We start from the raw sequence: 26,468 nt of genomic DNA on the forward strand, positions 1-26,468 counted from the left end.
GGCCCGCCGATTCTCGCCCTGCGATAACGGCCCTGGCACCGCCCCGTGAGCTGGCTCACACTCTGAGCTACACCCGTCACCGCCGACGAGGAGGAGACCCATGGTCTATCCCGCGAAGTACTCCGCCCTGAACGCCCTCGCCCTGACCGACGAGGCCAAGCGCACCCTGACGCGCGTCATCCGGGTCGCGTTCCCCCACCCCCGGATCCCCGACGGCCCCTACGAACGGATGACGGAGAAGATCGTCGCCGAGGCCGAGAGCTCCACGTGGTTCCGGATGGCCCTGACCCAGGGACTGCTGACCCTGAACTCGCTCAGCGACCGGCCGTTCACGGAGCTCGACGACGACGCCGCGCTGAAGGTGCTCAAGCGGATCGCCGACCTCGAGTTCTTCGGCTTCATCCGCCGCACCACCGTGCTGCACCTCTACGACGACCACGAGGTGTGGGAGGCCCTGGGCTACGAGGGAGAGTCCTTCTCGCAGGGCGGCTACCTGCACCGCGGCTTCGACGACCTCGACTGGCTGCCCGAGCCGCGCATCGAGGAGTCCGAGGAGGAGCTGACCGAGTACGGCCCCCTCGGCTACGAGGTGGCGACCGCCGCCCCCAAGGAGGGGTGGAACCTCGACCAGCAGGGCGCCTCGGAGACCACGGACCAGCCCTTCAACGACCTCTTCAAGGGGTCGGACGTCATCGACCACGGAGAGACCGCATGACCACCACCCCCCAGGACCGGCAGCGCGCCGCCCGGATCGAGCTCGACGACGACTCCGCCGTCGTCGTCATCGGCTCCGGGGCCGGCGGCGGGACCCTCGCCCACGAGCTGACCGAGAAGGGCATCAAGGTGGTGCTCCTCGAGGCCGGACCCCACCTGACCCCCGAGGACTGGGTCAACGACGAGTGGGAGGCCTTCCACCAGATGGCCTGGCTGGACCCCCGGACCACCACGGGCTCGTGGCGGATCGCCCGGGACTTCCCCAACCTGCCGGCGTGGATCGTCAAGGCCGTGGGCGGGACCACCACCCACTGGTCCGGGGCCACGCCCCGCTTCAAGGCCCACGAGTTCCGCACCCGCAGCGTCTACGGGCGCGTCGACGGCGCCAACCTGCTCGACTGGCCCATCACGCTCGAGGACCTCGCCCCGTACTACGACCGGGCGGAGCAGAAGATCGGCTCCACCCACCGGCACGGCCGCCCGCCGCTGCCGGCGAACAACAACTACAAGGTGCTCGCCGCGGGCGCGCAGAAGCTCGGCTACCGGCACTACGCGACCGGCCCCTACGGCACCAACGCCGAGCCGTACGACGGGCGCCCGGCCTCCGTCCAGGACGGGTTCAACTTCCAGGGCGACAAGAACCGCTCGAAGTGGTCCACCCTCGTCTCGGAGATCCCCAAGGCGCTGCGCACCGGGAACCTCGACCTGCGCCCGGACTGCCACGCCGTGCAGATCACCCACACGGAGAAGGGTCTGGTCGACAGCGTGCTCTACGTCGACGCCCAGGGCCAGGTGCAGCGGCAGCGGGCGCGGGTCGTGGCGGTGGCGTGCAACGCGATCGAGACCCCCCGGCTGCTCATGCTCTCGGGCTCCCCGCTGTTCCCGGACGGGCTCGCGAACTCGTCCGGGCAGCTGGGCCGCAACTACATGCGCCACACCACGGGCTCCGTCTACGCGCAGTTCGAGCGCCCGGTGCACATGTACCGGGGCGAGACGATGGCCGGGATCGTCGCGGACGAGTCCCGGCACGACGTCGACCGCGGCTTCGCCGGCGGCTACTACATGGAGACGATCTCCCTGGGGCCCGCGTTCCTCGCCAGCTTCGGGGACCCCGGGTCCTGGGGCCCGGAGTTCGCGGCCATGCTGGACGGCTACGAGAACACGGCCGGGATGTGGGTGGTGGGCGAGGACATGCCGCAGGAGAGCAACCGGGTCACCCTCAACACGGCCGTCACGGACCACCTCGGGCTGCCGGTGCCCAACGTGCACTTCGACGACCACCCGAACGACATCGCGATGCGCAACCACGGCTACCAGCAGGCCTCGCTGCTCTACGAGTCCGTGGGCGCGACGTCCGTGCAGCACACCCCGCCCTACCCGGCGACCCACAACATGGGCACGGCCCGGATGAGCGAGCGGCCCGAGGACGGGGTGACCAACGGGTTCGGCCAGACCCACGACGTGCCGAACCTCTTCGTGGCGGACGGCTCCCTGTTCACCACCGGCGCCGCGGCGAACCCGACGCTGACGATCGTGGCCCTGGCCGCCCGGCAGGCGGACTACATCGCCGAGCAGCTGGCCGGCCGGCACCTGTAGGACCGGGCGGCGGAGGGCTGCTCAGCCGGCCGGCGGGCCGGCCGGGCAGCCCTCCGCCGCGCGCAGGGCCCGCCCCACCCGGTCCGCGGCGCCCCGCAGGACCGGGGCGATCGACCGGTGCCGCCGCTCGAAGTCCTCCGGCCGCAGCGACACGGCCACGGAGCCCAGCGTGCGCCCGGCGGCGTCGACGACGGGCGCGGCCAGGCAGGAGGCCCCCGGCACGAACTCCTCGCGCTCCACGGCGATCCCCTCCGAGCGCACCCGCCCGAGCTCCTGCGCCAGCTCCTCCGGCGTGCTGAGCGTGCGCTCCGTCAGGGGCCGCATCCCGTGGCGGCCCAGGTAGTCCGCCACCTCGTGGTCGTCCATGCGCGAGAGCAGGATCTTGCCGAAGGCCGTGGCGTGGGCGGCGTCCGTGAAGCCGAAGTCCAGGGGGTCGATCCGCGGCCGGCGCAGGGAGTCGACCACGTGCGCTACCACGATCGCGTCACCGCGGTAGACGGCGAAGTAGGCGGCGGCATCGGCACTCACGTGCAGCTCCCGGACCGCCCGCCGGACGGTCACCGGGGTGCCGACCTGCCGGCGCAGGGAGAGGTCCAGGGCGTGCACCTTGTAGCCCAGCCCGTAGCGGCGCTGGCCCCGGAGGTGCACCACGTGCTCGGAGGCCACCAGCGTCTGCAGCAGCCGGTAGACGGAGGGCAGCGGCATCCCGAGCTCGGTGCTGATGTCCTTGGCCGTGGCCCCTCGCGGATCGGCCGCGATCACGTCGAGCAGCGCGAAGGCCTTCTGCACCGAGGCCATGCCGGAGTCGGGTGCGGTCATGCCTCACATTCTCGCGTGCCCGGTTGCGCATGCCAACAGGCCGGGAGCGCGGCGCTCCCGGCCTGACGGCGGATCAGCGGGACGTCTGCTCGACCGTGATCTCCCCCATCCGGTTCCAGCCCGTGGCCGAGATCTGCTCGCTGATGATGTGCGGGGTCTCCACGAGCGCCTGGGGGGCCTCCGCGGTGAACTTCTTGAAGTGGTCGCTGTTCACGTGCGGGCCCGCGCCGTCGTCCTCGAACGCCTCGACGAGCACGAACTCGTGCGGGTCGTCCACGCTGCGGGACCAGTCGAACCACAGGTTGCCCGGCTCCGCGCGGGTGGCCTCCGTGAACTCCTTCGAGTAGTCGATCCAGCGGTCGGCCCACTCCGGCTTCACCTTGAACTTGACGACGATGAAGATCATCCCTGCTCCCTCCTGTGCGGACGCCCCGGCGCCCGGGGCTCTCGGTGCCAGTCTCGCGGCCCGCGCCGCGGGCCGCCAAGCCGGGTTATCGCGGGCCGATAACCGCGGCGGGCCTTCTGCTCCGCCGCGGCCGGGACCGCCGGTCGAGCCGCCGGCGGCCGGGGTGGGATCATGTCCCCATGAGCCGCACCTCACCACTGCCCTCGTGGACGTCCTCCGGGCGCGCATCGTCGACGGACGCTTCTCCCCCGGCGGCGGCGCACCGTCCGGGACCGGCCCGGGGAACGGCTGAGACCGGGATGGTCAGGGAGGAGATCCTCACCGGGGTGCACCTGTCCCCGGTGCAGATGCTGCGGGCCCTGCGGGACGAGCCCGGGCTGGTGGGGCTGTTCGGCGACTGGCACCACGGCGACACCGTGATCGGCGTCCGGCCGCTGCGGGTGCTGGACGCCGCCGAGGACCCCTTCGCGGCCCTGGACGCCCCGGCGCCGCAGGAGCCCGGGACCGGGACGGAGGACTCCGGCGCCGCCTTCGGCGGCGGCTGGATCGGCTACCTCGGCTACCAGCTGGCCCGGCGGCTGGAGCGGCTCCCGGCCGCCCCGCCGCGACCCGCCCGGCTGCCGGAGCACCACCTCGGGTACTACGACCACGTCCTGCGCCACCGCGCCGCGGACGGCGCCTGGGTGCTCGAGTGGCTGCCGGGCACGGACCCGGCCCGGGTGGCGGCCGCGCGCCGGCTCGCCCTGGCGGCGCCGGGCACCCCGCACGGACCGGCGCCCTACGGGTGCGATCCCTTCACCGCCGACGCCTCGGCGACCGCGCACGCCGCCGCCGTGACCGCTGTCCTGGGCCACATCCGGGACGGCGACGTCTTCCAGACCAACATCTGCCGGGGCCTCGAGGCCGGGTACCGGGGCGATCCCCTGGACCTGTTCTGCGCCGGCCAGCAGGCCCTCGCCCCGCGCTTCGCCGCGTTCCTGCGCCTGCCGCAGGGGGCGGTGGCGAGCCTGTCCCCGGAGCTGTTCCTGCGCCGCACCGGGCGGGACGTGCTGACGTCCCCGATCAAGGGCACCGCCCCGGCCGCGAGCGACCCCGCGGCGCTGCACGCCTCGGTGAAGAACCGGGCGGAGAACGTCATGATCGTGGACCTGATGCGCAACGACCTCTCCCGGGCGTGCGTGCCCGGTTCCGTGCGGGCGCCCGCGGCGCCCCGGGTCGAACCGCACACCGGGGTGCACCACCTGGTGGCGGACGTGCACGGGCGGCTGCCCGAGGGCCTCGGGGACGGGGCCCTGCTGCGGGCCACGTTCCCGCCGGGCTCCTGCACCGGCGCGCCCAAGATCCGGGCCATGGAGATCGTCAACGCCCTCGAGCCCGCGGCCCGCGAGGTCTACACCGGGGCGATCGGCACGGCGGGCCCGGCCGGGCTCGTGCTCAACGTGGCGATCCGCACCTTCGAGTTCACCGGCGACCGGGTCCGGCTCGGCGTGGGCGGCGGGATCGTGGCCGACTCCGACCCCGTGGACGAGGCGCACGAGACGCTCGTGAAGGCGGTACCCCTTCTCGACGCCGTCGGGGCCGAGCTGGACGGGGACCTCCGGCAGGACTGGGAGGGGCACCGGCCCGCGACCGGCCCCGAGACCCTCCCCGCCCTGCCCGTGCTGCCGCCGGCGTCCGGGGAGGGGGTGTTCACCACCCTGCTCGTGCGGGAGGGCGCCCCCGTGGACCTCGACGCCCACCTCGGGCGGCTCGGCGCCAGCTGCCGCACGTGCTACGGCGCCGACCTGCCCCGGGGTGTCCGCGGCGAGGTGCAGGAGCGGGCCGCCGCGCTCCCGGGCCCGCACCGGCTGCGGATCACGGCGGTCCCCGCCCCGGCGGGCGCCCTGAGCGTGACGGTCACGGCCACGGCCCTCCCGCCGGAGCCGGTGCCGCCGTGGCGGCTCGTCCCGGTCCGGCTCCCCGGCGGACTGGGCGGGCACAAGTGGGCGGACCGCAGGGTGCTCGCCCACGAGCCGGTCCCGGGCCTGTGGTCGCGCAGCTGCGACCCGCTGCTCGTGGACGCCGACGGCACGCTCCTGGAGACCGGCCGGGCCAACGTCTTCGTCGTCGTCGACGGCGCCGTGCTCACCCCGCCCGCGGACGGCCGGATCCTGCCCGGGGTGGTGCGCGCCCGCGTGCTGGCGGCGCTGCGCGCCGCCGGGGCGGACGTCCGCGAGCGCCCGGTGCGGTGGGAGGAGCTCGCCCGCGCCACCGAGGTGTTCGTGACCAACTCGGTGGCCGGCGCGCACCCCGTCGGCGCCGTCGACGGGGTGCGCCGGTGGGAGCCCGGGCCCGTGCTGCGGTCCCTCGGACCGCTCCTCGGCTAGCCCTGGGCGGACGCGGTCCGCCAGCCGCCGTGGTAGTCCTTGCGCACCACCTCGGAGTAGGGCACCGGGCTGACCACGGCGCGGACCTCGAGCTGCTCGTGCGGCTCCACGGTGGTCTTGCGGCTGCCGCCGTCCGGCTCGCCCCAGACCACCTTCAGCTCGGTGCCCTCGGGCACGTTCGGGTCGACGGTGGCCAGGGACAGGCCCTTGCGCTCGTTGTAGCTGTAGCCGGTGAACAGGGACAGGCCCACGGTGCGGCCGTCGGCGTCGACCACCGCGTCGTAGTTGGACGACCCGTAGTTCGCCAGGGGCAGGTCGAAGTACTTGTAGTCCGGTCCCTCGGTGTCGAAGAGGGAGGCGAAGATCTTCGTCATGTCCTCGGCGTTCCAGGCCAGGGTCGCCTTCCGGCGCTGGGTCGAGGGGTCCGCCCCCTCCAGGGCGTCGCGGCCGATGAAGTCGTGGTCGAACTTCACGAAGGACCCGTAGCCCAGCTCCCAGGGTGTGAGGTAGTAGTCCTCGATGTTCTCGGAGACGAAGCTGCCGGCGAGCGCGTTGGTGGCCTCGTAGCTGTCCGCCCCGAGCCACTTCCGGTAGTCCGCCGTGCCCTCGCCGGTGTAGATCGCCGGCAGCGGGGACGGGATCCAGCCCGACTCGAGGGTGTTCGAGGGGTACGCCCGGGCGCCGACGGGCACGATCCCGAACTCGGCGCCGACCTCGAGGATCGTGGCCCGGACCTGGTCGTAGGACTCGTAGGGACCCCAGATCTCCAGGCCGGGGGCCCCGGCCATGCCGTGGCGCAGGGTGCGGACCTGGGCGCCGCCCACGTTCATCCGGTCCATCGTGAAGAACTTCAGCTGCTCGAGGGGACCGCCGTTGAGCTTCTCGATGATCTGCCACGCGCTGGGGCCCTGGATCTGGAAGCGCCAGTACTTCCGGACCACGGGCTTGCCCATCGGGCGGGACGGGGAGCGGCGGTCGACCTCGATGTCGACGTCGTAGCCGCCGGTCTCGCCGTGGTACAGCAGCCAGTTGGCGGCCGGGGCCCGGCCCACGTAGACGTACTCGTCCTCCTCCTGGTGGAACAGGATGCCGTCGCCGATGACGTGGCCGGACGGGGTGGTGGGCACGTACTGCTTCGCCTTGTTCACGGGGAAGGTCGCGGTGCTGTTGATCGCGGTGTCCGAGATCAGCTTCAGCGCGTCCTTGCCGCGGATGAACAGGTTGTCCATGTGGTGGGACTGGTCGTAGAGCACGGCGGTCTCCCGCCACGCCTTCTGCTCGCTGCGCCAGTTGTGGAACTCGGGCGCGACGACGGGATAGACGTACGCGCCGATCTGCGAGTTGCGCAGCAGCTCGACGGTGCCGTTCGAGGCGTCGAGGACGTCCTGGAGGGTGCGGGGTGCCACGGTGAGCTCCTTCTCTGCGGTGGTGCCCCGGGGCGGTGCGCGCCCGGGGCGGGGACGGGCTTCAGAACACGATGGTCTGGCGGTCGTGCCGGATGACGCGGTCCTGGCAGTGCCACAGCACGGCACGGGAGAGCACCTGGCGCTCCACGTCCGCGCCGCGCCGGGCGAGCTCCTGGGCGGAGTCCCGGTGCGAGACCCGGACCACGTCCTGCTCGATGATCGGGCCCTCGTCGAGATCCTCGGTGACATAGTGCGCCGTGGCCCCGATGATCTTCACGCCCCGCTCCTTCGCCTTGCGGTAGGGGGCGGCGCCGATGAAGGCCGGCAGGAACGAGTGGTGGATGTTGATCACCGGGACGCCCACGGCCTCGAGGAACGGGGAGGAGAGGATCTGCATGTAGCGGGCGAGCACCACGAGGTCCACGTTGCCCTGCAGCAGCCGCAGGTGCTCCGCCTCGGCCGCCTTCTTGTCCCGGGTGGGGACGTGGAAGAAGGGGATGCCGAAGCCGCGGACGTCCTCGGCCATGTCGGGGTGGTTGGAGACGACCATCGAGATGGTCACGGGCAGCTCGCCCCGGCGCTGGCGCCAGATGAGGTCCAGCAGGCAGTGGTCGGACTTCGAGGCGAAGATCGCCACCCGCCGCGGCACCGCGAGGTCCGTGAACCGCCACTCCAGCTCGAAGCCGTCCGCGAGGACCGCGCCGAGGTCCTGCTCCAGCGCCGGGCGCTGCGCCGGGTAGCCGGGCAGGTGGAAGACGGTGCGCTGGAAGAACGCCCCGCCCTCGGGGTCGTCCGAGTGCTGGTCGAGGGCCACGATGTTCGCCCCGTGCCGGGCGAGCACGGAGGTGACCACGGAGACGATCCCCGGCTGGTCCCGGCCGTGCACCACGAGGCTGGCGTGGTCCGGGCGGAGCATCGACGCCCGGCCGGCGCTCACCGGCTCCTCCCGCCCGCGCCGAACTCCCGGGCCCACTCGGCCGTGGCTCGCAGGCCGCCGAACGTGTAGAGGTGCACCAGCACCCGCCCGTGCACGGCGGGGTCGTGGCCGGCGGCGAGTTCGCGGACGAACCGGTCCGGGCCGGCGGTGCCCAGCAGGTTCGTCAGGGAGAAGCCGTACTTCTGCACGATCCCGGCCGAGGTGCCCACGCCGAAGCGGCGCGCGTAGCCGAGCAGGCGCTTGACGCCCGCCGGGCCCGGCACCCCGATCCGCACCGGGGCGTCGACGCCGCGGCGGCGCACCTCGGCCAGCCACTCCAGGACCGGGTCCGGGTCGAAGCCGAACTGGGTGATGACCTCGGGCTCGAGGCCCTGCTCGCGGATCGCGGCGGTCTTGTCGGTCAGGGCCGACCAGAGCGTGGCGTCGTCGATGCCGGGGTGGCCCTCCGGGTACCCGCTGACGCCCATCCCCCGCACCCCGTGCCGCTGGAGCACCCCGGTGCGGATCACCGACAGGGAGTCCTCGTAGGGGCCCAGCGGCGTCTCGGGGTCCCCGCCCACCACGAAGACGTGCTCCGCGGCACCGGCCTCGGCGAGCGCCGCGAGGAACTCCTCGAGCTCGTCCTGGGAGCGCAGCCGCCGCGCCGAGAGGTGGGGCACCGGCACGAAGCCGTGCTCGCGCACCGTCCGGGCCGCGGCCACGCGCATGCCCAGGTCCTCGTTGCCGAGGAAGGTCACGTTGATCCGGGTCCCCGGGGGGATCACGGCGGCGGCCTCCTCGAGCGCCGGGACGTCCTTGCCCGTCATCTCGAGGGAGAAGTCCTGCAGCAGGGCGGCGGCCGGGTCCGCCCCGGGTGTGTCGATCGGCATCGCTTCCGACTCCTTTCCGCGGCGCGGGCCCGGGGCGCGCGCCGTCGGCGTGGGATGTGTCCTGGCCGCCAGTGTTCCAGGTCACAATAACTATGTACAGAGTGTTTTGCGTGCCGGCGGAGAAATCGCCGCCCAGGCCGGCGGTGTGGGCGGGAGTGCGGCGCCGGCACAGTACTGTGGACCCGCGCGCCTCGAGGGCGCCCGGCCCCGCCGGTCCCGCGCCGCGCACCACCCCGGAAGGAGACCCGTCCGTGCCGAGTCCGCAGGCCGATCCGACGCCGTTCCCGGCATCCCGCAGGGCACTGGTCTACCTCGCCGCGTGCGTGGTCCTGGTGGGCCTGAACCTGCGCACGGTCTTCTCCAGCTTCTCCGCGATCCTCCCGGAGATCACCGCGGCCGCCGGGCTGCCCGGATGGGCGGTCACCGTGCTGACCACGGCCCCCGTGACGCTGCTGGGCGTCTTCGCGCCGTTCGCGCCACGCCTGGCCCGCCGGTTCGGCGCCGAGAACGTGCTGCTGGGCGCCATGGTGGTACTGGCCCTGGGCCTGGCGGCCCGGGGGCTGCCCGGGGCCGGTGCGGTGCCGCAGCTGCTGGCCGGCACGGTCGCGTGCGGCGCCGCGATCGCCGTGGGCAACGTGCTGCTGCCCTCCATCGTGAAACGGGACTTCGCCCACCGCATCGGGCTGATGAGCGGGCTCTACACCACGGCGATCTGCGCCTCGGCGGCCCTGGGCGCGGGTCTCACCTATCCGCTGTTCCAGGCGACGGGCTCCTGGCGGGGTGCCCTGGCGGTGTGGGCGGTGCCCGCGGCGCTCGTGGCGGCCCTGCTCGTCCCGGTGGCCCTCCGGCACCGGGCGCCCGGCCCCCCGCCGCCGCACACCGGCGGGCCCGGTCCGTGGCGTTCCCCGGTGGCCTGGCAGATCACCCTGTTCATGGTCTTCCAGGCCATGATGTCCTTCAGCGTCTTCGCCTGGCTCGCCCCCATCCTGCGGGACCGCGGGATCGACGGCGCCGCGGCCGGGCTGATCGTGGCGGTGTCCATCCTGCTCCAGATGACGGGGTCCCTGGTCGCCCCGGTCCTGGCCGCCCGGCTGGCCGACCAGCGGGTGCTCAACGCCGCGGTGGCCCTTATGGCCGGCGGGGGCTTCGTGCTCTCGATCTTCGGGCCCGTGCAGCTCATCTGGGTCTGGACCGGGCTGCTGGGGCTGGGCCAGGGCGCCCTGACGGCCGTGGCCCTGACGATGATCGCCCTGCGCACCCGCAGCTCCGACATGGCGGTGCGGCTCTCGGGCATGATGCAGGGCGTCGGCTACGGCCTGGGCTCCTCGGGCACCTTCCTGGTGGGGCAGCTGCTGCACTGGACCGGCGGCTTCGCGGCGGCCGGCGTCATGTTCGCCGTGGTCGGTGTGCTCGCGGCGGTCTTCGGCTGGCAGGCCGGGCGGGCCCGTCTCATCCGCGAGTGAGCGCGAGCGCCCGGTCCGGTCATCCGAGCGCCTCGGCCAGCACGGCCAGCACCTCGGCGGCGCTCCCGGCCCCGAGCAGGGCCCGCCGGCAGGGCTCCTCGGCCAGTGCCCGGGAGAGCTGGGCCAGCAGCTCCAGGTGCTCGTCCCCGGTGCGCTCGGCGGGAAGGGAGATCAGGAAGACGAGGTGCACCGGCTCGCCGTCGAGCGCGTTCCACTCCACGCCCTCCGTGCTGCGGGCGAACGCGACCATCGGCCGCTCGGCCCCGGCGGACTCGGCGTGCGGCAGGGCCACGCCGTTGCCGACGCCGGTGGAGCCCTCCTCCTCCCGGGCCAGGGCCGCGGCCACGGTCTCGTCCGCGTCGTAGGCCCGTCCCGTGTGCGCGCCGAGCTCGGCGAGCTGCCGGATGACGCCGTCCCGGTCCGCGCCGGGCACGTCCAGGAGCACGGTCGACTCGCTCAGGTGCGCCAGGACGGACCCCGGGGAGCCGTCCGCGGTGCCGGGGGTCCACTCGCTCATGCGCTGTCCTCTCGGTGGAGGAGGGCGGCGCGGTCCCGCCGTGCTGCCGCGGCGCCCTCGTGCCCTCGTGCCCTCGTGCGGGCCACCCTACGAGCGTCGGGACCGGCGGTCCACCCCTCGGCGGGGATCGGATCCCGACGGCAAATATTGTTGAACAATCTCCTCGGACAGGGCATGCTGGAGGGACCGACGTGACAAGGAGCACAGCATGTCCCCCTCCGACATCGATCTCAACGCGGACTGCGGCGAGTCGCTCAGCGCCTGGGCCATGGACGGCGACGAAGCCGTCCTGTACGTGGTCAGCAGCGCCAACGTGGCCTGCGGCTTCCACGCGGGGGACCCCACGGTCGCCCGCCGGACCTGCACCGTGGCCGCCGAGCAGGGCGTGGCCGTGGGCGCCCAGGTCTCCTACGACGACCTGAAGGGTTTCGGGCGCCGCTTCATCGCCGTGCCCCGGGCGGAGCTGACCGACCAGCTGGTGTACCAGATCGGGGCCCTCCAGGCCCTGGCCCGCGCCTCCGGGACCCGGGTGAGCTACGTCAAGCCGCACGGCGCCCTCTACAACGCGATCGTCCACCACGAGGAGCACGCGGGGGCCGTGGTCGACGCCGTGCGCGACGTCGACGACGCCCTGCCCCTGCTGGTGCTGCCCGGCTCCGAGATCGAGCGGCAGGCGCGGGCGGCCGGGCTGCGCACGGTCCGCGAGGCCTTCGCCGACCGCGGCTACACGCCGCAGGCCACGCTCGTGCCCCGCACGGAGGCCGGCGCCGTCCTGCACGACGCCGAGCAGATCGCCGCCCGCGTGGTGCGGATGGCCGTCGAGGGCGTCGTCGAGGCCGTCGACGGCTCGCTCGTGGCGGTCGACGCCCAGAGCATCTGCGTGCACGGGGACACCCCCGGGGCGCTGGCCATCGCCGAGCGCGTGCGCGGCGCCCTCGAGGAGGCCGGCCTGCGGGTCGGCAGCTTCCTGTGAGCACGCCGGAGGAGGACCGGCCCCGCGCGGTGCGGCCGCTCGGCCCGCGCGCGGCGCTCGTCGAGTGCGCGGACCTGCACGACGCCGTGGCGGTGCACGCGCGGCTCGCCGGCGCGGACCTGCCCGGGCTCGTGGACTGCGTGGCCGGCGCGCGGACCGTGGTGGTGCGGGCGAGCAGCACCGCCGCGCTGCGGGACGCCGTCCGGACCGCCCGCACCGTCCCCCGCGGCAGCGCCGGGACCGGTGCGGCCCGCACCGTGACCGTCGCCGTCGTCTACGACGGCGAGGACCTCGCGGCCGTCGGCGAGCTCACGGGTCTGGGCGCGGACGGAGTGGTCCGGGCCCACTCGGAGCAGACCTGGACGGCGGCCTTCGCCGGCTTCGCCCCCGGCTTCTTCTACTGCGTGGGCGACGCCGAGGACGGCCTGGACGTCCCGCGCCGGGACACGCCGCGCACCACCGTGCCCACCGGGTCGGTGGCCCTGGCCGGGCGGTTCTCCGCCGTCTACCCCCGCAGCTCCCCCGGCGGCTGGCAGCTCATCGGGCGCACGGACGCCCGGATGTTCGACCTCGGCCGCGACGACCCGGCCCTGCTGCGCCCCGGGGACCGGGTCCGCTACCGGCCCGTGCGCGAGCTCGCGCGGCTCACCCCGTCCGCCCCCGATCCCGCGCCCCCGGTGCCCGGGCCGCACCTGCAGGTCGGCTCCGCCGGACTGCAGACGCTCGTCCAGGACACCGGCCGCGCCGGCTCCGCCGCGCTGGGGGTCTCCCCCTCGGGCACGCTCGACGCCTCCGCCGCCGCCTCGGCCAACCGGCTCGTGGGCAACGCCCCGGCTGCGGCGGTGCTGGAGAACCTGCTGGGCGGGCTCGAGCTGACCGCCCACGGGGAGCACGTCCTGGCGGTCACCGGCGCGCGGGCGGCGCTCACGGTGACCGGCCCGGCGCCGTGGCGGCCCCCGCTCGGCACCCCCTTCGCCCTGCGCGACGGCGAACGGCTGGCCGTCGGCGCCGTGACCGCCGGGGCGCGGGTGTACGTGGGCGTCCGGGGCGGCCTCGGCGTCCCGCCGGTGCTGGGCAGCCGCTCCGCGGACACCCTCGCCGGGCTGGGTCCGGACCCGCTCGCCGCCGGCGACACCCTGCCGGTGGGGCCGGACCCGGGCACGGCCGTCCGGCAGCCCGAGCCGGTGCCCGACCCGCCCGCGGTGCCCGCGGTCCGCGTGGTCCCGGGCCCCCGCGACGACTGGTTCACGCCCGCCGCCGTCACCTCGTTCTTCGCCCAGGAGTGGGAGCTGACGGCCTCCTCCGACCGCGTGGGCGCCCGGCTGACGGGCGAGCCGCTGGCGCGGGAGCGCACGGACGAGCTGCCCAGCGAGGGGACCGTGCCCGGCTGCGTCCAGGTCCCTCCCTCGGGCCTGCCGGTGGTGCTGCTGCAGGACGCCCCCACCACCGGCGGCTACCCCGTGCTGGGCGTGGTGCACCCGGAGGACCTCGGCGTGCTCGCCCAGCTGCGCCCGGGCCGGTCCCTGCGTTTCGTGCCGGTGCCGGCGCCCGAGCTGGACGCGCCGCCCCCGGGCGGGCGCACCGGGGACGGTGCGCCCGGGACCGCCGGCGCCACCACCGACACCCCCGGCAACACCTCCGGCGACACACCCGCCGGCACACCCGCCGGCACACCCCCTGACACACCCACCGAGAGCTCCCAGGAGTAGCACCGTGCGCACAGTCCTGATCGCCAACCGCGGGGAGATCGCCGTCCGCGTCGTCCACGCCTGCGCCGAGGCCGGGCTCCGGTCCGTGGCCGTCTACGCCGACCCCGACGCCGACGCCCCGCACGTCCGGCTGGCCGACGAGGCCTACGCGCTGGAGGGCAGCTCGGCCACCGAGACCTACCTGGACGGGGACGAGATCCTCGCGATCGCGCTCCGGTGCGGCGCGGACGCCGTGCACCCGGGCTACGGGTTCCTCTCCGAGAACGCCGGCTTCGCCCGGGCGGTGATCGAGGCCGGGCTGACCTGGATCGGCCCCTCCCCGGAGACGATCCTGCTGCTGGGGGACAAGGTCGCCGCCCGCGAGATCGCCCGGCGGGCGGGGGCCCCGCTGGTGCCCGGCAGCGACGGGCCGGTCGAGTCGCCGGAGGACGCCCGCGCCTTCGCGCAGGAGCACGGCCTGCCGGTGATCGTGAAGGCCGCCCACGGCGGCGGCGGCCGCGGCATGCGCGTGGTCCGGGAGCTCGACGACGTCGAGGACGCCTTCCTCTCCGCCGCGCGCGAGGCGCAGAGCGCGTTCGGCCGCGGCGAGTGCTTCGTGGAGCGCTTCCTGGACCGCCCGCGGCACGTGGAGGCGCAGGTCGTGGCCGACGCCCACGGCCACGTCGTCGTGCTCGGGACCCGGGACTGCTCCCTGCAGCGGCGCCACCAGAAGCTCGTGGAGGAGGCCCCCGCACCCTTCCTCACGGACGACCAGCGCGAGCGGATCGCCGCCGCCGCCGAGGGCATCTTCCGGGAGGCCGGGTACGTGGGGGTGGGCACGGCCGAGTTCCTCGTGGCCCAGGACGGGCTGATCTCCTTCCTGGAGGTCAACACCCGGCTGCAGGTGGAGCACCCGATCACGGAGGAGGTCTACGGCGTGGACCTGGTCCGCGCCCAGCTGACCGTGGCCGCCGGGGATCCCCTGCCGGTGCTGGAGACCCCGGCAGCGCGCGGGCACGCGTTCGAGTTCCGGATCAACGCCGAGGACCCCGGCCGCGGCTTCCTGCCCTCCGGCGGCACGGTCGAGGCCGTGGACACCCCCACCGGCCCGGGCGTGCGCGTCGACTCGGGGGTGCGCCGCGGCACCCGGGTGGCCACGACCTTCGACTCGCTCCTGCTCAAGCTCGTCGTCAGCGCCCCCACCCGCGCGCAGGCGCTCGTGCGCGCCCGCACCGCGCTGCGCGAGCTGCAGGTGCACGGCGTGGCCACCACGGTCCCGTTCCACCGCACCGTGCTGGACGAGCCCGCCTTCACCGGGGACGAGGAGCTCGGGGTGTGGACCACCTGGATCGAGGAGGAGTTCGCCGACCGGCTCGCCCCGGACGCGGAGTACGCCCGCGCGGACGAGGGGGGCCGCACCCGCTTCACCGTGGACGTGGACGGGCGGCGCCTGCGCATCGGGATCCCCGACGCCCTCGCCGCGGCCCTGAGCGCCGCTCCCGCGGACAGCGCGCCCCCTGCCGGGGCGGAGGCGGCCGACGACGGCGCCGTCACCGCGCCCTTCGCGGGCACGCTCGTCTCGTGGCTGGTGGCGGAGCAGGAGGACGTGGCCGCGGGCCAGGACGTCGCGGTCCTGGAGGCCATGAAGACGGAGACCCGGGTGTCCGCGCCGCGGGCGGGAACGGTCCGCGAGCTCCTGGCGGGGCCCGGCGACGCCGTGGACGCCGACCAGGTGATCGCCCGGCTCTCCTGAGCGGGCACGGCCACCGGTCGCCCGGCCGGCGGTCACTCCGGCAGCAGCTCGTCCAGGTCGGGCGCCTCCTCGATCAGGCCGTGCTGCACGGCGAGGTCCGCGAGCTCCTGCACGGACTGCCGGTTCACCTCGGTGGGATAGGAGGGGAGGACGAGCTGGTCGATCAGCCCCTCGTCGAGCTGCGTGTAGCTGGGCAGCACGGCGCGGACCTCGTCGGGGTTGTCCTGCGCGTACTCGAGGGACTTCTCGATGGCCGCCCGGAACGACTCCACCATCTCCGGCTCCTCGGCGACCACCTCGTCCGTGGTGAAGTACACGGCCACCGTCAGGTTCTCGATGGGGAACGCGTAGTTGGAGACGGCCGAGCGCGCCCCGTCCTGCAGGGCGATCGTCCGGAACGGCTCGATCGACCCGATCGCGTCCACCTCGCCCCGGTCCAGGGCCGCCGGCATGTCCGGCAGCGGGATCTCGACGAACTCGACGTTGCCGGGGTCGCCGCCCTGCGCCTCGATGGCCGCGCGGATGGTGGTGTCGCTGATGTTGTTCAGGGTGTTGACGCCCACCGTGCGGCCCTCGAGGTCCGCCGCGTCCTGGATGTCGCTGTCCCCGCGCACCAGGACGTCGGCGAAGTCCTCGCCCCGGACGCCGGTGGAGTTGTTGGCGTTGGCGACGATCTGCAGCGGCAGCCCCTGGGACCGGGCGACGATCAGCGACGTCACGTTGCTGAAGCCGAAGTCGAGCTCCCCGCTGACCACGGACGGGACGATGGCCGCCCCGCCCTGGGCCTGGGTGATCTCGAGCTCCAGCCCCTCCTCCTCGAAGAAGCCCTGCTCGATCCCCAGGTAGAGGGGGGCCACGTCCGTGCTCGCGATGACGCCGATGCTGACCGTGGTCAGCTCGCCGTCCCCGCCCGCCCCTCCGGGCTCCCCTCCCCCGCACGCGGTCACGGTCAGGACGGCAGCCGCGGCCAGGGCCGCACCGGTCTTCTGCATCGAAGCCTCCAGGGAGTGGGACGGGTGTGCTGGAAGCCTAGGGGACGGCCGGGGTCCGCCACCAGGGTGCCGCGGCGGGACCGGGCCCCGCGGGATGTCAGGATGGTGGCTTGATGAACACCGTGGAAAACGAGTTCCTGAGGACGGCCGTCGCCCTGGCCGGGCCCGCACCGCAGGGCGAGGCCATCCCCTGGGCCGTGGACGTCCTGCGCCAGGGCGTGGTGGCCGGCCGGCTGCCGCCCGGGACCCGGCTCTCCGAGGCCCGGGTCAGCGAGGCGCTGCGGGTCTCCCGGAACACCCTGCGCGAGGCGTTCACGGTCCTCGTCGGGGAGAACCTGCTGGTCCGGGTGCCCAACCGCGGGGTCTCGGTCGCCCGGCCGGGCCCGGACGCCGTGCGGGAGATCCACCGGGTGCGGCTGGCCCTGGAGACCTCGGCGCTGCGCTGGTCGGAGCCGGCCCCCTGCCCGGAGCTGCGCGCCGCCGTCGAGGACGGCCGGGACGCCCGCGGCCGCCGGGACGTCCTGGGCATGGCGGACGCGAACCAGCGCTTCCACCGCGGCGTGGTGGAGCTGGCCGGGTCGGTGCGCCAGAACGAGCTGATGTCCCGGACCCTGGCGGAGGTGCGGCTCGTGTTCTACACGATGCGGCAGGACCCGTCCTTCCACGCGCCCTGGATCGAGCGCAACGCCCGGATCCTCGAGCTCTTCGAGCAGGGCCGGCGCGAGGAGTCCGCCGAGCAGATGCACGACTACCTGGGGGCCTCCCGGCGGCAGCTGCTCGACGCCCTGGAGGGCCCCGCGCCGGCCGGGCTCAGGGCACCTGGTACTGCCAGTTCGGCAGGTCGGTGACGAGCATGTGGCCCGGGGCGTGGCCGAGGGCGAAGGGCACCCCGGACGCGAGCACGGCCGCCTGCGGCGTGACCCCGCAGGCCCAGAAGACGGGCAGGTGCCCGGGCGGGATCTCCACGGGGTCCCCGTAGTCCGGGGCGGCGAGGTCGCGGATCCCCAGCTCCTGCGGGGCGCCGACGTGCACCGGGGCCCCGTGCACCGCGGGGTAGCGGGAGGTGATGCGCACGGCGTCCGCCACCCGGCCGGCCGGGACCGGCCGCATGGACACGACCAGCGGCCCGGACAGCCGCCCGGCGGGGGCGCAGGGGACGTCCGTGCGGTACATCGGGACGTTGACGCCCTGCTCGATGTGGGCGATGGGGATCCCGGCCTCCTGCAGCGCCGCCTCGAAGGTGAAGCTGCAGCCCAGGGCGAAGGTCACGAGGTCATCGCGCCACACGTCCAGCAGGTCGGTGCGGGTGCCCTCCGCCGCGCCGTCCCGGTAGACGGTGTAGCGCGGGACGTCGGTGCGGACGTCGCCCCCGCCGAGCATCGGCCCGGTCACGTCGCCGGCCTCCAGCACGCCCAGCACCGGGCACGGCTTGGGGTTGCGCTGGGCGAAGAGCAGGACGTCGAAGGCCCAGTCCTGCGGGACGACGATCAGGTTGGCCTGCGCGAAGCCGTCGCACCAGCCCGAGGTGGGCGTGACGAGACCGCTGCGGAACATCGCCCGGGCGGCGCCCGGGGGCAGGCCGGCACGCTCCGGGCGGCCCGGCAGGCCCGCCGCTCCCCCGGCGCTCATGCCCACAGCGCGGCGATGCCGCTGAGGGACTGGTAGCCCAGGTAGATGGTGAGCAGCCACACCGCGGTGCCGATGAGCGCGAGCCAGGTGGGGTACCGGTAGCCGCCCAGCAGGTCCCGCCGGCGCCAGGCCACCCACAGCAGCACCGCGAAGCCCAGCGGCAGGATGAGCCCGTTCACGGCCCCCGCCACGATGAGCAGCGTGGACGGGGCCTGGCCCAGCAGGACGAAGACCGTGGCCGAGACCACGATGAACGCGATGGTCATGAGGTTGCGGGTGCGGGGCTTCGTGCGGGAGGTCGTGAGGAAGGACACCGAGGTGTAGGCGGCGCCGATCACCGAGGAGATGGACGCGGCCCACAGGATCACGCCGAACAGGCGCAGCCCCACCTCCCCGGCGGCGGAGAGGAACGCCTGGGCGGCCAGGTTCTCGCCCGAGAGCTGCGCGCCGCCGGCGACCACGCCGAGGATCGCCAGGAACAGCAGGAAGCGCATCACCCCGGTGAGCACGATGCTCACCACGGAGCTGCGGGAGATCTGCTTGACGCTGTCCACGCCGGTGATCCCGGCGTCGACGATGCGGTGGGCGCCCGCGTAGGTGATGTACCCGCCCACGGTCCCGCCGATGAGGGTCGTGATGACCAGGAAGTCCACGTTCTCGGGCAGCACCACGTTGCGCATCGCCTCCCCCACCGGAGGGCGGGAGACGATCGCGACGTAGGTGGTGACGAGCAGCATCAGCACGCCGAGGACCACCACGATGCGGTCCAGGGCCACGCCCGCGCGCTTGCTGACGAACACGCCCACGGCGATCAGCGCCGTGATGACGCCACCCCACGTGGGGTCCAGGCCCAGCAGCGCGTCGAGGCCGAGCCCGCCGCCGGCGGTGTTGCCGATGTTGAACACGAGCCCGCCGGTGGCGACCAGCGCGGCGATGACCCAGCCGAGACCGGGCAGCACCCGGTTGCCGAGCTCGTGGGCCTTGAGCCCGGAGACGCCGATGATCCGCCACACGTTCAGCTGCACCGCGATGTCCACCACGATGGAGATGACGATCGCGAACGCGAAGGCGGCGCCCAGCCGCACCGTGAAGTTGGCGGTCTGGGTGATGAACCCCGGGCCGATGGCGCTGGTGGCCATCAGGAAGAGGGCGCCCAGCAGGGCGGAGCGGTTCACGGCCCGCATCGCCGCGGGGCTGCTGACGGCGCCGCGGCTCTCGGGTCCGGACGGGGCAGGTGCGGAGCTGGACATGCGGTCTCCTCGGGACGGGGGCGACCTGCGCCGCGGCACGGCGCCGGCCCCACGGTGTGGCCACGGTCACTGTCGTGCCAGTCTAGTGATTGTTGAACAATCTGCACAGGGGGGTGCGGCGACTTTCTGTCTGGACAGGCGCCCGCCCCCGGGACAGGCTGGGTCCGGACCTCGACCCCTCGACCACCGGGAGCACCGCATGCACCACGACGGGCCGGCGGGCGCCGTGGACGTCCTGCTCCCCCCGCCGGCGTCCCCCGGCTTCCTCCGCGACTTCCTGGCCTCCCAGGCGGTGCCCGGGTGCGACGACCTGGCGGGCTGCGCCCACCGGCGTCCCGTCCGCGCGGCCGGGACGGCGCGCACCGTGACCGTCCGCTGGGACCGCCTCACTCCCGCCGGGCTGCCCGTGCACGTGGCGCCCGGGGCGGCGGAGGCCCTGGAGCCCGTGCTGGCGCGGGTGCGCCGCTGGCTCGGCGAGGGCACCGAGTCCCCCGCCGCGGACCATGCCCTGGCCGCCGACCCCGCCCTCGCCGCGGACGTGCGCGCCTGGCCCCTGATCCGGCTGCCCGGGGCGCCGGACGGCTTCGAGACGGCGGTGATGACCGTGCTCGGCCAGCAGGTCTCCCTCGCCGCGGCCCGCACCTTCGCCGGGCGCCTGGTCCGCCGGCACGGCACGCCCGTGCCCGGCGGCGCCGCCGCCTTCCCGGAGGCCCGGCGGATCGCCGGGACGGACCCGTCCCGGCTGCAGCAGGAGATGGGCGTCACCCGCCGCCGGGCCGCGACCGTGCACGCGCTCGCCGTGGCGGTGCAGGACGGGCTCGTCCTCGACGCCCCGGCGGGCGGCGCCGCGGGCGGGGAGGACGCCGCAATGCTGCGGGAGCGCCTGCTCGCCCTGCCCGGGGTGGGCCCGTGGACGGCGGGGGCGATCTCGCTGCGCGTGCTCGGCGACCCGGACGTCTTCCTGCCCCAGGACCTCGTCCTGCGCCGCGCGCTCGGCGCCCCCGGTGCCGCCGCCGCGGCGGCCGCGGCCGCCGCCTGGAGCCCCTGGCGCAGCTACGCCGTGATGCGGCTGTGGGCGCGCGAGGCCTTCCCCGGCTCGGCCGGGCCCCGGCACCCCGGTCCGCCGGGCTGAGCCCGGGACCCGGGGACCCGGCCGCCGCCGGTCACGCCCGCCCGGGCAGGAGGTCGCGGGTCTCGGCGAAGTGGCAGGCCGAGGGGTGCCCCTGGCCGCGGTCCACGAGCTCCGGGACCTGCTCGGCGCAGACGTCCTGGGCCTTCCAGCAGCGCGTGCGGAAGCGGCACCCGGACGGCGGGTCCGCCGGGCTGGGCAGGTCGCCGCTGAGCATGATCCGCTCGCGGGACCCGCGCAGGGCGGGCTCGTGGACGGGCACGGCCGAGAGCAGCGCCTGCGTGTACGGGTGCGCGGCCCGCTGGTAGATCGCGTCCCGGTCACCCGTCTCCACCACCCCGCCGAGGTACATCACGGCGACCCGGTCGCTGAGGTGGCGCACCACCGAGAGGTCGTGGGCGATGAACAGGAAGCACAGCCCGAACTCGTCCTGCAGGTCCTGGAGCAGGTTGATCACCTGGGCCTGGACGGACACGTCGAGGGCGGAGACGGGCTCGTCGCAGATGATCACCTCCGGGCGCAGGGCCAGCGCACGGGCGATTCCGATGCGCTGCCGCTGGCCGCCGGAGAACTGGTGCGGGTACCGGTTCGCGTAGTCGGCCCGCAGGCCCACGCGCTCGAGCAGCTCCCGGACCCGGGCACCGCGGTCCGCGCGGGCCACGGAGTTGGGGTGCACGTCCCACGCCTCGGCCACGATGTCGCCCACCGTCATCCGCGGGTTCAGCGACGAGTACGGGTCCTGGAAGATGATCTGCACGTTGCGCCGGTAGTCCCGCAGCTCACGGGCAGACATCGCGGTGATGTCCCGGCCCTTGTACAGGACCTGCCCGGCGGTGGGCCGCTCCAGGCCCATGACGAGCTTGGCCACGGTGGACTTGCCCGAGCCGGACTCCCCGACCAGCCCCAGGGTCTCCCCGGGGCCCAGCGTCAGGCTCACGCCGTCGACGGCGCGCACCTGCCCCACGGTCTTGCGGAACACGATCCCCTGGGTCAGCGGGAAGTGCTTGGCGAGCTCGCGCAGCTCCAGCAGCGGGGCGTCCGTCGTCGGGGTCGGTGACTCACTCATGCTCGAGCTCCTCGCTGTAGTGGCACGCGGCCGTGCGGCCGGGGACGACCTCGCGCAGGACCGGGACGTCCGCCGCGCAGTCCCTGCCCGGCGCCGCCGCCCGCCCGAACCGCGCCAGCGGGCAGCGCGGGTGGAAGGCGCAGCCGCTGGGCACCGCGGAGAGGTCCGGCGGGGTCCCGGTGACCGGGTGCAGCCGCTCGCCGTGGGACTCGAGGCTGGGCATCGACGCCATCAGCCCCCGGGTGTACGGGTGCAGCGGCCGGGCCAGGACCTCGTCCACCGTCCCGTTCTCCACGATGCTGCCGGCGTACATCACGGCCACGCGGTCGGCGACCTCGTTGACCACCCCGAGGTCGTGGGTGATGAGGATCATCCCCATCCCGGTGTCGCGCTGCAGCTCGCTCAGCAGGTCCATGATCTGGGCCTGGACGGTGACGTCGAGCGCGGTCGTCGGCTCGTCGGCGATGAGGACGTCCGGGTCCAGGGCGATCGCCATGGCGATCATCACGCGCTGGCGCATGCCCCCGGAGAACTGGTGCGGATAGGCGTCCACCCGCTCGCGGGCCGCCGGGATGCCCACGCGCTCCATGAGCTCGATCGCCCGCTCGCGGGCCTCGCCGCGGGAGGCGCCCCGGTGGACGCGGAACAGCTCACCGATCTGGTGCCCCACGGTGAAGACGGGGTTGAGGGCCGAGAGCGCGTCCTGGAAGACCATGGCGATCCCCGGACCGCGGACCGCGCGCTGCTCCCTGCGGCTCATCCGCAGCAGGTCCTGCCCGCGGAAGCGGATCCGCCCGCCGGTGATCCGCGCCGGGGGGATGTCGAGGATGCCCATGACGGCCTGGGCGCCCACGCTCTTGCCGGAACCGGACTCGCCCACCACGGCGAGGGTCTCCCCGGCGCGGACGGAGTAGCTGATGCCGTTGACGGCACGGACGGTGCGGCGGCGGGAGCGGAACTCCACGGCGAGGTCGTCGACCTCGAGGACGGGCGGCTCCCCGGGCGCGGAGGCCCCGGGGGACGCGGCGGGTGCGGGAACGGAGGAGGTCATCGGCGCAGCTTCGGGTCGAGGGCGTCGCGCAGCGCATCCCCCATGAGGATGAACGCGAGCACGGTCAGGGACAGGAAGATCGAGGGGAACAGGATCAGGTGCGGGGCGTCGCGGAGCCGGTTCTGGGCGGCGTTGATCTGCAGGCCCCAGGAGATCTCGGGCAGCTGCAGGCCGACGCCCAGAAACGTCAGCGTCGCCTCCGAGGCGATGATCGTGCCCACGGCGATCGTGGAGTACACGAGCACCGGCGCCATGGCGTTGGGCAGGATGTGCTTGGTGATGATCCGGCCGGTGCGCGCGCCCAGCGCCCGCGCCGCCTGCACGTAGTCGGCCTGCTTGACCCCGATCACGTTGGAGCGCACCAGCCGCATCGCCGTCATCCAGCCGAACGCGACCAGCGCCAGGGAGACCTCCAGCACGCCGCGCTCCGGCAGCACGGACAGCAGGATGATGGCGCCCAGGATGAGCGGCAGGCCGTAGAAGATGTCCGTGACCCGGGCCAGGAGCGAGTCGATCCAGCCGCCGTAGTAGCCGGCCAGGGCGCCCACCACCACCCCGATGACCAGGGTCCCCAGGACGGCGAGGAAGCCGATGGCCAGCGAGATGCGCGCCCCGTGGACCACGTTGGCGTAGTAGTCGCAGCCCTGGATGTCGTAGCCGAACGGGGCCCCGGGCTGCGGGCCGTCGCCCGAGCGGGCGAGGCTGCACTCCCGCGGGTCCACGGAGGTGAAGAGCTGCGGGGCCACCGCCATCACGGCGAAGGTCAGGAACAGCACCGCGCCCACGATGAAGAACGGGTTGCGGCGCAGCTGGCGCCATGCGTCCCGCCACAGGCCGGCCTGCTCGACGTCGCCCGCGGCGGCCGCGGAGGCCAGCTCCTCGGCGCGGTCGTCCACGCGGTCCGAGAAGGACTCGCGGTGCTCGTCCGCGCCGTGCGCCGGGTCGTGGCGCGTCTGCGTGCGGGGCTCATTCATAGCGGATCCTCGGGTCGAGGGCGGCGTAGAGGACGTCGACCACCAGGTTGAAGAAGATGTAGAAGAAGACGAAGAGCGTGACGATCCCGACGACGACCGCGCCCTCCTGCCGCAGCACCGCGTCGTAGACCGCCCGGCCCAGGCCGGGGATGTTGAACACGGACTCGGTGACGATGGCCCCGCCCAGCAGCGCGCCGAGGTCGGCGCCGATGAAGGTGACCACCGGGATCAGGCTGTTGCGCAGGGCGTGCTTGCCGACCACGGTGGTCTCGCTCAGGCCCTTGGCGCGCGCGGTGCGCACGTAGTCGCTCTGCAGGTTCTCCGCGAGGCTGGTGCGGGTCAGCCGCGCCACGTAGGCCAGGGACAGGGCGGCGAGCACCAGGCCCGGCAGGACGTAGCTGTACCAGCCCTGCGTGATGCCCGCGATGGGGAACCAGCCGAGCCGGACGCCGAAGACGTACTGGGCGAGGAAGCCCAGCACGAAGACGGGGATGGACACGACCACCGTGGTCGAGACGAGCACCAGGTTGTCGAAGAACGACCCGCGCCGCAGGCCGGCGAGGACACCGGCGAGGATGCCGATGAGGATCTCGAAGCCCACGGCCACGAGGGCCAGCCGCACGGTCACGGGCAGCCGGTCGAGGATCGTGTCGAGGACGGGCCGGCCCGAGAAGTCGGTGCCGAAGTCCCCCTGCACCAGGCCGGCCAGGTACTTCAGGTACTGGATCAGCAGGGGGTCGTCGAGGTTGTACTCGGCGCGCAGCTGCGCCTGGACCGCCTCGGAGAGCGGGCGGTCACCGCCGAGCGCTCGGATGGGATCGCCCGGCAGCGCGTAGACCATGGCGAAGATGAGCAGGGATGCGCCCAGCAGCACCGGAACGGTCAGCAGCAGGCGACGGAGGACGTACCGCCCCATGGGTCTCCTCGGGGTGTGCGGAGGTGTCGGACAGTGGTGGTGTCGAACGGTGGTGGTGCCGAACGGTGGTGGTGCGCGGAGGTGGTGCGCGGGCGGACCCGGGGCGCCCCGGTGGGGGCGCCCCGGGTCCGGGACGGGTCACTCCGAGCCGACGACGACGTCCTCGACCTCGACGCGCCCGAAGCTGTTGACGTACACGTCGCTGACGTTCTCCGAGTGCGCGTACTGGACGAGCCCGAAGAACAGCGGCGCGGCCGGCATGTCGGCCACGAGCAGGTCCTCGGCCTCCTGGTAGGCCTGGATCGCGGCGTCGATCGACTCCGCGCCGTTGCCCTCCTGCAGCTTCGCGTCGAACTCCTCGTTCGAGTAGAAGGTCACGTTGGAGCCGGCCGGCGGCAGGGCCGCGGTCGAGTAGGTCGGCCCGAGCATGTTCTCCATGACCGGGTAGTCCATGATCCAGCCCGAGCGGAACGGCCCGGTCATGCCCTTGTCGTCCTGCTTGGGCAGGTACTCGGCGAACTGGAGGTCGCCGCGCAGCTGGTACTCGACGCCCAGGTTCTCGCGCAGCTGGTTGCCCACGGCCTGCATCCACTCCTCGTGGCCGGCGCCGGCGTTGAACCACAGGTCCACGGGCTCGGACTTGTCGAAGCCGGCCTCGTCGAGGAGGCGGTTGGCCTCCTCCACGTTCAGCTCGCACACGTCGCAGGCGTCCTCGCGGTGGCCGTCGATCACGGGCGAGACGAAGGACGCGGCCGGGGTGCGGGAGCCCTGGAAGATCGCGTCGGTGATCGCCTGCCGGTCGATCGCCATCGAGAAGGCCCGGCGGACCTGCGGGTCGGCGAAGCGCTCGTCGTAGGTCGGGAAGCCCAGCGAGGTGATGTCACCGCGCGGAGTGGTCTTGAACCGCTCCCCGAACTGGTCCTCGGCGGAGGCGATGGCGTCCGGCGGGATCTGGTCGACCACGTCGAGGGAGCCGGCCTGGAGGTCGTTGTAGGCCGTGTTGATCTCGGTGTAGACGCGGAACTCCACGCCCTCGGCCTTGGCGGGCTCGTCCCCGCCGAACTCCTCGTAGCGGGTGAGCGTGACGCCCTGCCCCTCCTGGAACGCCTCGTCCGCCTTGAAGGGCCCGTTGCCGATCGGCTGCTCGCCGAAGCCCTCCGGGTTGTCGAAGAACGCCTGGGGCATCGGGAAGAACGCGGTGTAGCCCAGGGTGGTGGGGTACTGCGCGTACGGCTCGGTGAGGGTCACCCGGAGCGTCCGGTCGTCCACGACCTCGAGCCCCGACATCTCGGTCCCGGCCGGGGACTTGCCCTCCTCGGCCTGCAGGTCCTCGTAGCCCTCGACGTTGGCGAAGAAGTAGGAGTTGCCCTGGGCGTTCTCGCTGTTGGCCACGTAGTTCCAGGTGTCGGCGTAGCTCTGCGCGGTCACCGGGGTGCCGTCGTGGAAGGTCCAGCCGTCCTTGAGCGTGATCGTCCACGTCTTCTGGTCCTCGGACTCCACGGACTCCGCGACGCCGGTGTAGACGGCCTCGTTGGTCTCGCGGTCGTACTCGACGAGACCGGTCCACAGCGCGTCGACGACCTGGCCGCCCTCGGTCTCGTTCGTGTTGCCGGGGATCAGCGGGTTCTCGGGCTCCCCGATGTACACGCTGAAGGTGCCGCCGCCGTCGGCGCCGGCCTCGGCACCGCCGCCACCGCCGCACGCGGTGAGCAGCAGGGCTCCGGAGAGCACCGCTGCCGTGCCCGTGATCCGCTTCGTTCTCATCGTTTCCTCCATGGTCGATAGTGGCCCGCCGGGAGTGCTGGGTTCGCAGTCCGCGGGGGACGGGGCCACGCCGGGACGAGCACGCGGCTCGCACGTCGGGGAGCACGGGGCTCCGGGCCCGGCGTGACGGAGATCACCGTCCGCCGTGCCCAGGAAGCAACCTACGACGTGCCGCCGGGACACGAAGGCA

General features: G+C 74.0%; 23 protein-coding genes. 9 read left to right on the forward strand and 14 right to left on the reverse strand.

The window, feature by feature from the left end:
* Nucleotides 1-100 precede the first annotated feature (100 nt).
* Both QYM41_RS11815 and QYM41_RS11820 read left to right on the forward strand, forming a co-directional pair.
* Nucleotides 101-715 carry a hypothetical protein gene (locus QYM41_RS11815; protein WP_368799956.1) on the forward strand — a complete coding sequence of 205 codons (615 nt, stop codon included), beginning with the start codon at nt 101-103 and terminating at the stop codon, nt 713-715.
* Nucleotides 712-2,310 (forward strand): GMC family oxidoreductase, encoded by a 1,599-nt coding sequence (locus QYM41_RS11820; protein WP_368799957.1) that lies wholly within the window; start codon nt 712-714, stop codon nt 2,308-2,310. Before QYM41_RS11815 ends, QYM41_RS11820 begins: the two co-directional genes overlap by 4 nt.
* Before the next feature lie 21 nt (nt 2,311-2,331).
* Here the strand turns inward: QYM41_RS11820 and QYM41_RS11825 are convergent, their stop codons facing one another.
* On the reverse strand, nt 2,332-3,129 hold the full coding sequence (locus QYM41_RS11825) for an IclR family transcriptional regulator (protein WP_368799958.1): 798 nt from the start codon (nt 3,127-3,129) through the stop codon (nt 2,332-2,334).
* A gap of 73 nt (nt 3,130-3,202) precedes the next feature.
* Nucleotides 3,203-3,535 carry a putative quinol monooxygenase gene (locus tag QYM41_RS11830; protein ID WP_368799959.1) on the reverse strand — a complete coding sequence of 111 codons (333 nt, stop codon included), beginning with the start codon at nt 3,533-3,535 and terminating at the stop codon, nt 3,203-3,205.
* Nucleotides 3,536-3,834: 299 nt separating this feature from the next.
* Between QYM41_RS11830 and QYM41_RS11835 the strand changes: the two genes are divergently transcribed.
* Complete coding sequence (locus QYM41_RS11835; RefSeq protein ID WP_368799960.1) at nt 3,835-5,901, forward strand: bifunctional anthranilate synthase component I family protein/class IV aminotransferase; 2,067 nt, start codon at nt 3,835-3,837, stop codon at nt 5,899-5,901.
* Here QYM41_RS11835 and ligM read toward each other — a convergent pair.
* The 3 genes from ligM to QYM41_RS11850 all read right to left on the reverse strand — a co-directional run bounded on the left by ligM (nt 5,898) and on the right by QYM41_RS11850 (nt 9,113).
* Nucleotides 5,898-7,307: a vanillate/3-O-methylgallate O-demethylase gene (gene ligM / locus QYM41_RS11840; protein WP_368799961.1), complete on the reverse strand. Its 1,410-nt coding sequence runs from the start codon at nt 7,305-7,307 to the stop codon at nt 5,898-5,900. The two genes, QYM41_RS11835 and ligM, sit on opposite strands and share 4 nt — an antisense overlap.
* Nucleotides 7,308-7,368: 61 nt before the next feature.
* Entirely contained in the window at nt 7,369-8,223 is an 855-nt protein-coding gene (gene purU / locus QYM41_RS11845) for a formyltetrahydrofolate deformylase (RefSeq protein ID WP_368799999.1), read from the reverse strand.
* A 17-nt stretch (nt 8,224-8,240) separates the two neighbouring features.
* Nucleotides 8,241-9,113 carry a methylenetetrahydrofolate reductase gene (locus QYM41_RS11850; RefSeq protein WP_368799962.1) on the reverse strand — a complete coding sequence of 291 codons (873 nt, stop codon included), beginning with the start codon at nt 9,111-9,113 and terminating at the stop codon, nt 8,241-8,243.
* 251 nt (nt 9,114-9,364) lie between these two features.
* On the opposite strand from QYM41_RS11850, the gene QYM41_RS11855 reads away from it, so the two are divergent.
* Entirely contained in the window at nt 9,365-10,576 is a 1,212-nt protein-coding gene (locus QYM41_RS11855) for an MFS transporter (protein WP_368799963.1), read from the forward strand.
* 19 nt (nt 10,577-10,595) lie between these two features.
* On the opposite strand, the gene QYM41_RS11860 is transcribed toward QYM41_RS11855, so the two are convergent.
* On the reverse strand, nt 10,596-11,093 hold the full coding sequence (locus tag QYM41_RS11860) for a PTS sugar transporter subunit IIA (protein ID WP_368799964.1): 498 nt from the start codon (nt 11,091-11,093) through the stop codon (nt 10,596-10,598).
* A 208-nt stretch (nt 11,094-11,301) separates the two neighbouring features.
* On the opposite strand from QYM41_RS11860, the gene QYM41_RS11865 reads away from it, so the two are divergent.
* The 3 genes from QYM41_RS11865 to QYM41_RS11875 are packed head-to-tail and all read left to right on the forward strand — an operon-like array spanning nt 11,302 to nt 15,507.
* Entirely contained in the window at nt 11,302-12,066 is a 765-nt protein-coding gene (locus tag QYM41_RS11865) for a LamB/YcsF family protein (RefSeq protein ID WP_368799965.1), read from the forward strand.
* Nucleotides 12,063-13,775, forward strand: a complete 1,713-nt coding sequence (locus QYM41_RS11870; RefSeq protein WP_368799966.1) for a 5-oxoprolinase subunit B/C family protein — start codon at nt 12,063-12,065, stop codon at nt 13,773-13,775. Before QYM41_RS11865 ends, QYM41_RS11870 begins: the two co-directional genes overlap by 4 nt.
* Nucleotides 13,776-13,779: 4 nt before the next feature.
* On the forward strand, nt 13,780-15,507 hold the full coding sequence (locus QYM41_RS11875) for an acetyl/propionyl/methylcrotonyl-CoA carboxylase subunit alpha (protein WP_368799967.1): 1,728 nt from the start codon (nt 13,780-13,782) through the stop codon (nt 15,505-15,507).
* Nucleotides 15,508-15,539: 32 nt separating this feature from the next.
* Here the strand turns inward: QYM41_RS11875 and QYM41_RS11880 are convergent, their stop codons facing one another.
* The gene (locus QYM41_RS11880; RefSeq protein WP_368799968.1) at nt 15,540-16,499 is read right to left on the reverse strand and encodes an ABC transporter substrate-binding protein; all 960 of its coding nucleotides are present in this window, start codon (nt 16,497-16,499) and stop codon (nt 15,540-15,542) included.
* Between the two features lie 113 nt (nt 16,500-16,612).
* Between QYM41_RS11880 and QYM41_RS11885 the strand changes: the two genes are divergently transcribed.
* On the forward strand, nt 16,613-17,347 hold the full coding sequence (locus QYM41_RS11885) for a GntR family transcriptional regulator (RefSeq protein ID WP_368799969.1): 735 nt from the start codon (nt 16,613-16,615) through the stop codon (nt 17,345-17,347).
* On the opposite strand, the gene QYM41_RS11890 is transcribed toward QYM41_RS11885, so the two are convergent.
* Together QYM41_RS11890 and QYM41_RS11895 are read right to left on the reverse strand one after the other, a co-directional pair.
* Entirely contained in the window at nt 17,310-18,128 is an 819-nt protein-coding gene (locus QYM41_RS11890) for a putative hydro-lyase (RefSeq protein WP_438612594.1), read from the reverse strand. The genes QYM41_RS11885 and QYM41_RS11890 overlap by 38 nt on opposite strands.
* Nucleotides 18,125-19,378 (reverse strand): NRAMP family divalent metal transporter, encoded by a 1,254-nt coding sequence (locus QYM41_RS11895; protein ID WP_438612595.1) that lies wholly within the window; start codon nt 19,376-19,378, stop codon nt 18,125-18,127. Before QYM41_RS11895 ends, QYM41_RS11890 begins: the two co-directional genes overlap by 4 nt.
* A gap of 199 nt (nt 19,379-19,577) precedes the next feature.
* On the opposite strand from QYM41_RS11895, the gene QYM41_RS11900 reads away from it, so the two are divergent.
* On the forward strand, nt 19,578-20,510 hold the full coding sequence (locus QYM41_RS11900) for a DNA-3-methyladenine glycosylase family protein (protein WP_368799970.1): 933 nt from the start codon (nt 19,578-19,580) through the stop codon (nt 20,508-20,510).
* A 31-nt stretch (nt 20,511-20,541) separates the two neighbouring features.
* Here QYM41_RS11900 and QYM41_RS11905 read toward each other — a convergent pair whose 3' ends face one another.
* The 5 genes from QYM41_RS11905 to QYM41_RS11925 all read right to left on the reverse strand — a co-directional run bounded on the left by QYM41_RS11905 (nt 20,542) and on the right by QYM41_RS11925 (nt 26,278).
* Nucleotides 20,542-21,573, reverse strand: a complete 1,032-nt coding sequence (locus tag QYM41_RS11905; protein WP_368799971.1) for an ABC transporter ATP-binding protein — start codon at nt 21,571-21,573, stop codon at nt 20,542-20,544.
* The gene (locus QYM41_RS11910; RefSeq protein WP_368799972.1) at nt 21,566-22,624 is read right to left on the reverse strand and encodes an ABC transporter ATP-binding protein; all 1,059 of its coding nucleotides are present in this window, start codon (nt 22,622-22,624) and stop codon (nt 21,566-21,568) included. Before QYM41_RS11910 ends, QYM41_RS11905 begins: the two co-directional genes overlap by 8 nt.
* Nucleotides 22,621-23,598, reverse strand: a complete 978-nt coding sequence (locus QYM41_RS11915; protein WP_368799973.1) for an ABC transporter permease — start codon at nt 23,596-23,598, stop codon at nt 22,621-22,623. Before QYM41_RS11915 ends, QYM41_RS11910 begins: the two co-directional genes overlap by 4 nt.
* Nucleotides 23,591-24,514: an ABC transporter permease gene (locus QYM41_RS11920; RefSeq protein ID WP_298585647.1), complete on the reverse strand. Its 924-nt coding sequence runs from the start codon at nt 24,512-24,514 to the stop codon at nt 23,591-23,593. The genes QYM41_RS11915 and QYM41_RS11920 overlap by 8 nt, the downstream gene beginning before the upstream one ends.
* A gap of 138 nt (nt 24,515-24,652) precedes the next feature.
* On the reverse strand, nt 24,653-26,278 hold the full coding sequence (locus QYM41_RS11925; protein WP_368799974.1) for a peptide ABC transporter substrate-binding protein: 1,626 nt from the start codon (nt 26,276-26,278) through the stop codon (nt 24,653-24,655).
* Between the last annotated feature and the right edge of the window lie 190 nt (nt 26,279-26,468).

The sequence above is a fragment of the Kocuria oxytropis genome (genome assembly GCF_040981195.1).
GTDB classification, from domain to species: Bacteria; Actinomycetota; Actinomycetes; order Actinomycetales; family Micrococcaceae; genus Kocuria; species Kocuria oxytropis.

What these genes read in the sequence shown, in the direction of transcription:
- QYM41_RS11815 (WP_368799956.1), top strand. Translation starts at nt 101, where the DNA reads ATGGTCTATCCCGCGAAGTACTCCGCCCTGAACGCCCTCGCCCTGACC.
- QYM41_RS11820 (WP_368799957.1), top strand. Translation starts at nt 712, where the DNA reads ATGACCACCACCCCCCAGGACCGGCAGCGCGCCGCCCGGATCGAGCTC.
- QYM41_RS11825 (WP_368799958.1), bottom strand. Translation starts at nt 3,129, where the DNA reads ATGACCGCACCCGACTCCGGCATGGCCTCGGTGCAGAAGGCCTTCGCG.
- QYM41_RS11830 (WP_368799959.1), bottom strand. Translation starts at nt 3,535, where the DNA reads ATGATCTTCATCGTCGTCAAGTTCAAGGTGAAGCCGGAGTGGGCCGAC.
- QYM41_RS11835 (WP_368799960.1), top strand. Translation starts at nt 3,835, where the DNA reads ATGGTCAGGGAGGAGATCCTCACCGGGGTGCACCTGTCCCCGGTGCAG.
- purU (WP_368799999.1), bottom strand. Translation starts at nt 8,223, where the DNA reads ATGCTCCGCCCGGACCACGCCAGCCTCGTGGTGCACGGCCGGGACCAG.
- QYM41_RS11850 (WP_368799962.1), bottom strand. Translation starts at nt 9,113, where the DNA reads ATGCCGATCGACACACCCGGGGCGGACCCGGCCGCCGCCCTGCTGCAG.
- QYM41_RS11860 (WP_368799964.1), bottom strand. Translation starts at nt 11,093, where the DNA reads ATGAGCGAGTGGACCCCCGGCACCGCGGACGGCTCCCCGGGGTCCGTC.
- QYM41_RS11865 (WP_368799965.1), top strand. Translation starts at nt 11,302, where the DNA reads ATGTCCCCCTCCGACATCGATCTCAACGCGGACTGCGGCGAGTCGCTC.
- QYM41_RS11880 (WP_368799968.1), bottom strand. Translation starts at nt 16,499, where the DNA reads ATGCAGAAGACCGGTGCGGCCCTGGCCGCGGCTGCCGTCCTGACCGTG.
- QYM41_RS11885 (WP_368799969.1), top strand. Translation starts at nt 16,613, where the DNA reads ATGAACACCGTGGAAAACGAGTTCCTGAGGACGGCCGTCGCCCTGGCC.
- QYM41_RS11890 (WP_438612594.1), bottom strand. Translation starts at nt 18,128, where the DNA reads ATGAGCGCCGGGGGAGCGGCGGGCCTGCCGGGCCGCCCGGAGCGTGCC.
- QYM41_RS11895 (WP_438612595.1), bottom strand. Translation starts at nt 19,378, where the DNA reads ATGTCCAGCTCCGCACCTGCCCCGTCCGGACCCGAGAGCCGCGGCGCC.
- QYM41_RS11900 (WP_368799970.1), top strand. Translation starts at nt 19,578, where the DNA reads ATGCACCACGACGGGCCGGCGGGCGCCGTGGACGTCCTGCTCCCCCCG.
- QYM41_RS11905 (WP_368799971.1), bottom strand. Translation starts at nt 21,573, where the DNA reads ATGAGTGAGTCACCGACCCCGACGACGGACGCCCCGCTGCTGGAGCTG.
- QYM41_RS11910 (WP_368799972.1), bottom strand. Translation starts at nt 22,624, where the DNA reads ATGACCTCCTCCGTTCCCGCACCCGCCGCGTCCCCCGGGGCCTCCGCG.
- QYM41_RS11915 (WP_368799973.1), bottom strand. Translation starts at nt 23,598, where the DNA reads ATGAATGAGCCCCGCACGCAGACGCGCCACGACCCGGCGCACGGCGCG.
- QYM41_RS11920 (WP_298585647.1), bottom strand. Translation starts at nt 24,514, where the DNA reads ATGGGGCGGTACGTCCTCCGTCGCCTGCTGCTGACCGTTCCGGTGCTG.
- QYM41_RS11925 (WP_368799974.1), bottom strand. Translation starts at nt 26,278, where the DNA reads ATGAGAACGAAGCGGATCACGGGCACGGCAGCGGTGCTCTCCGGAGCC.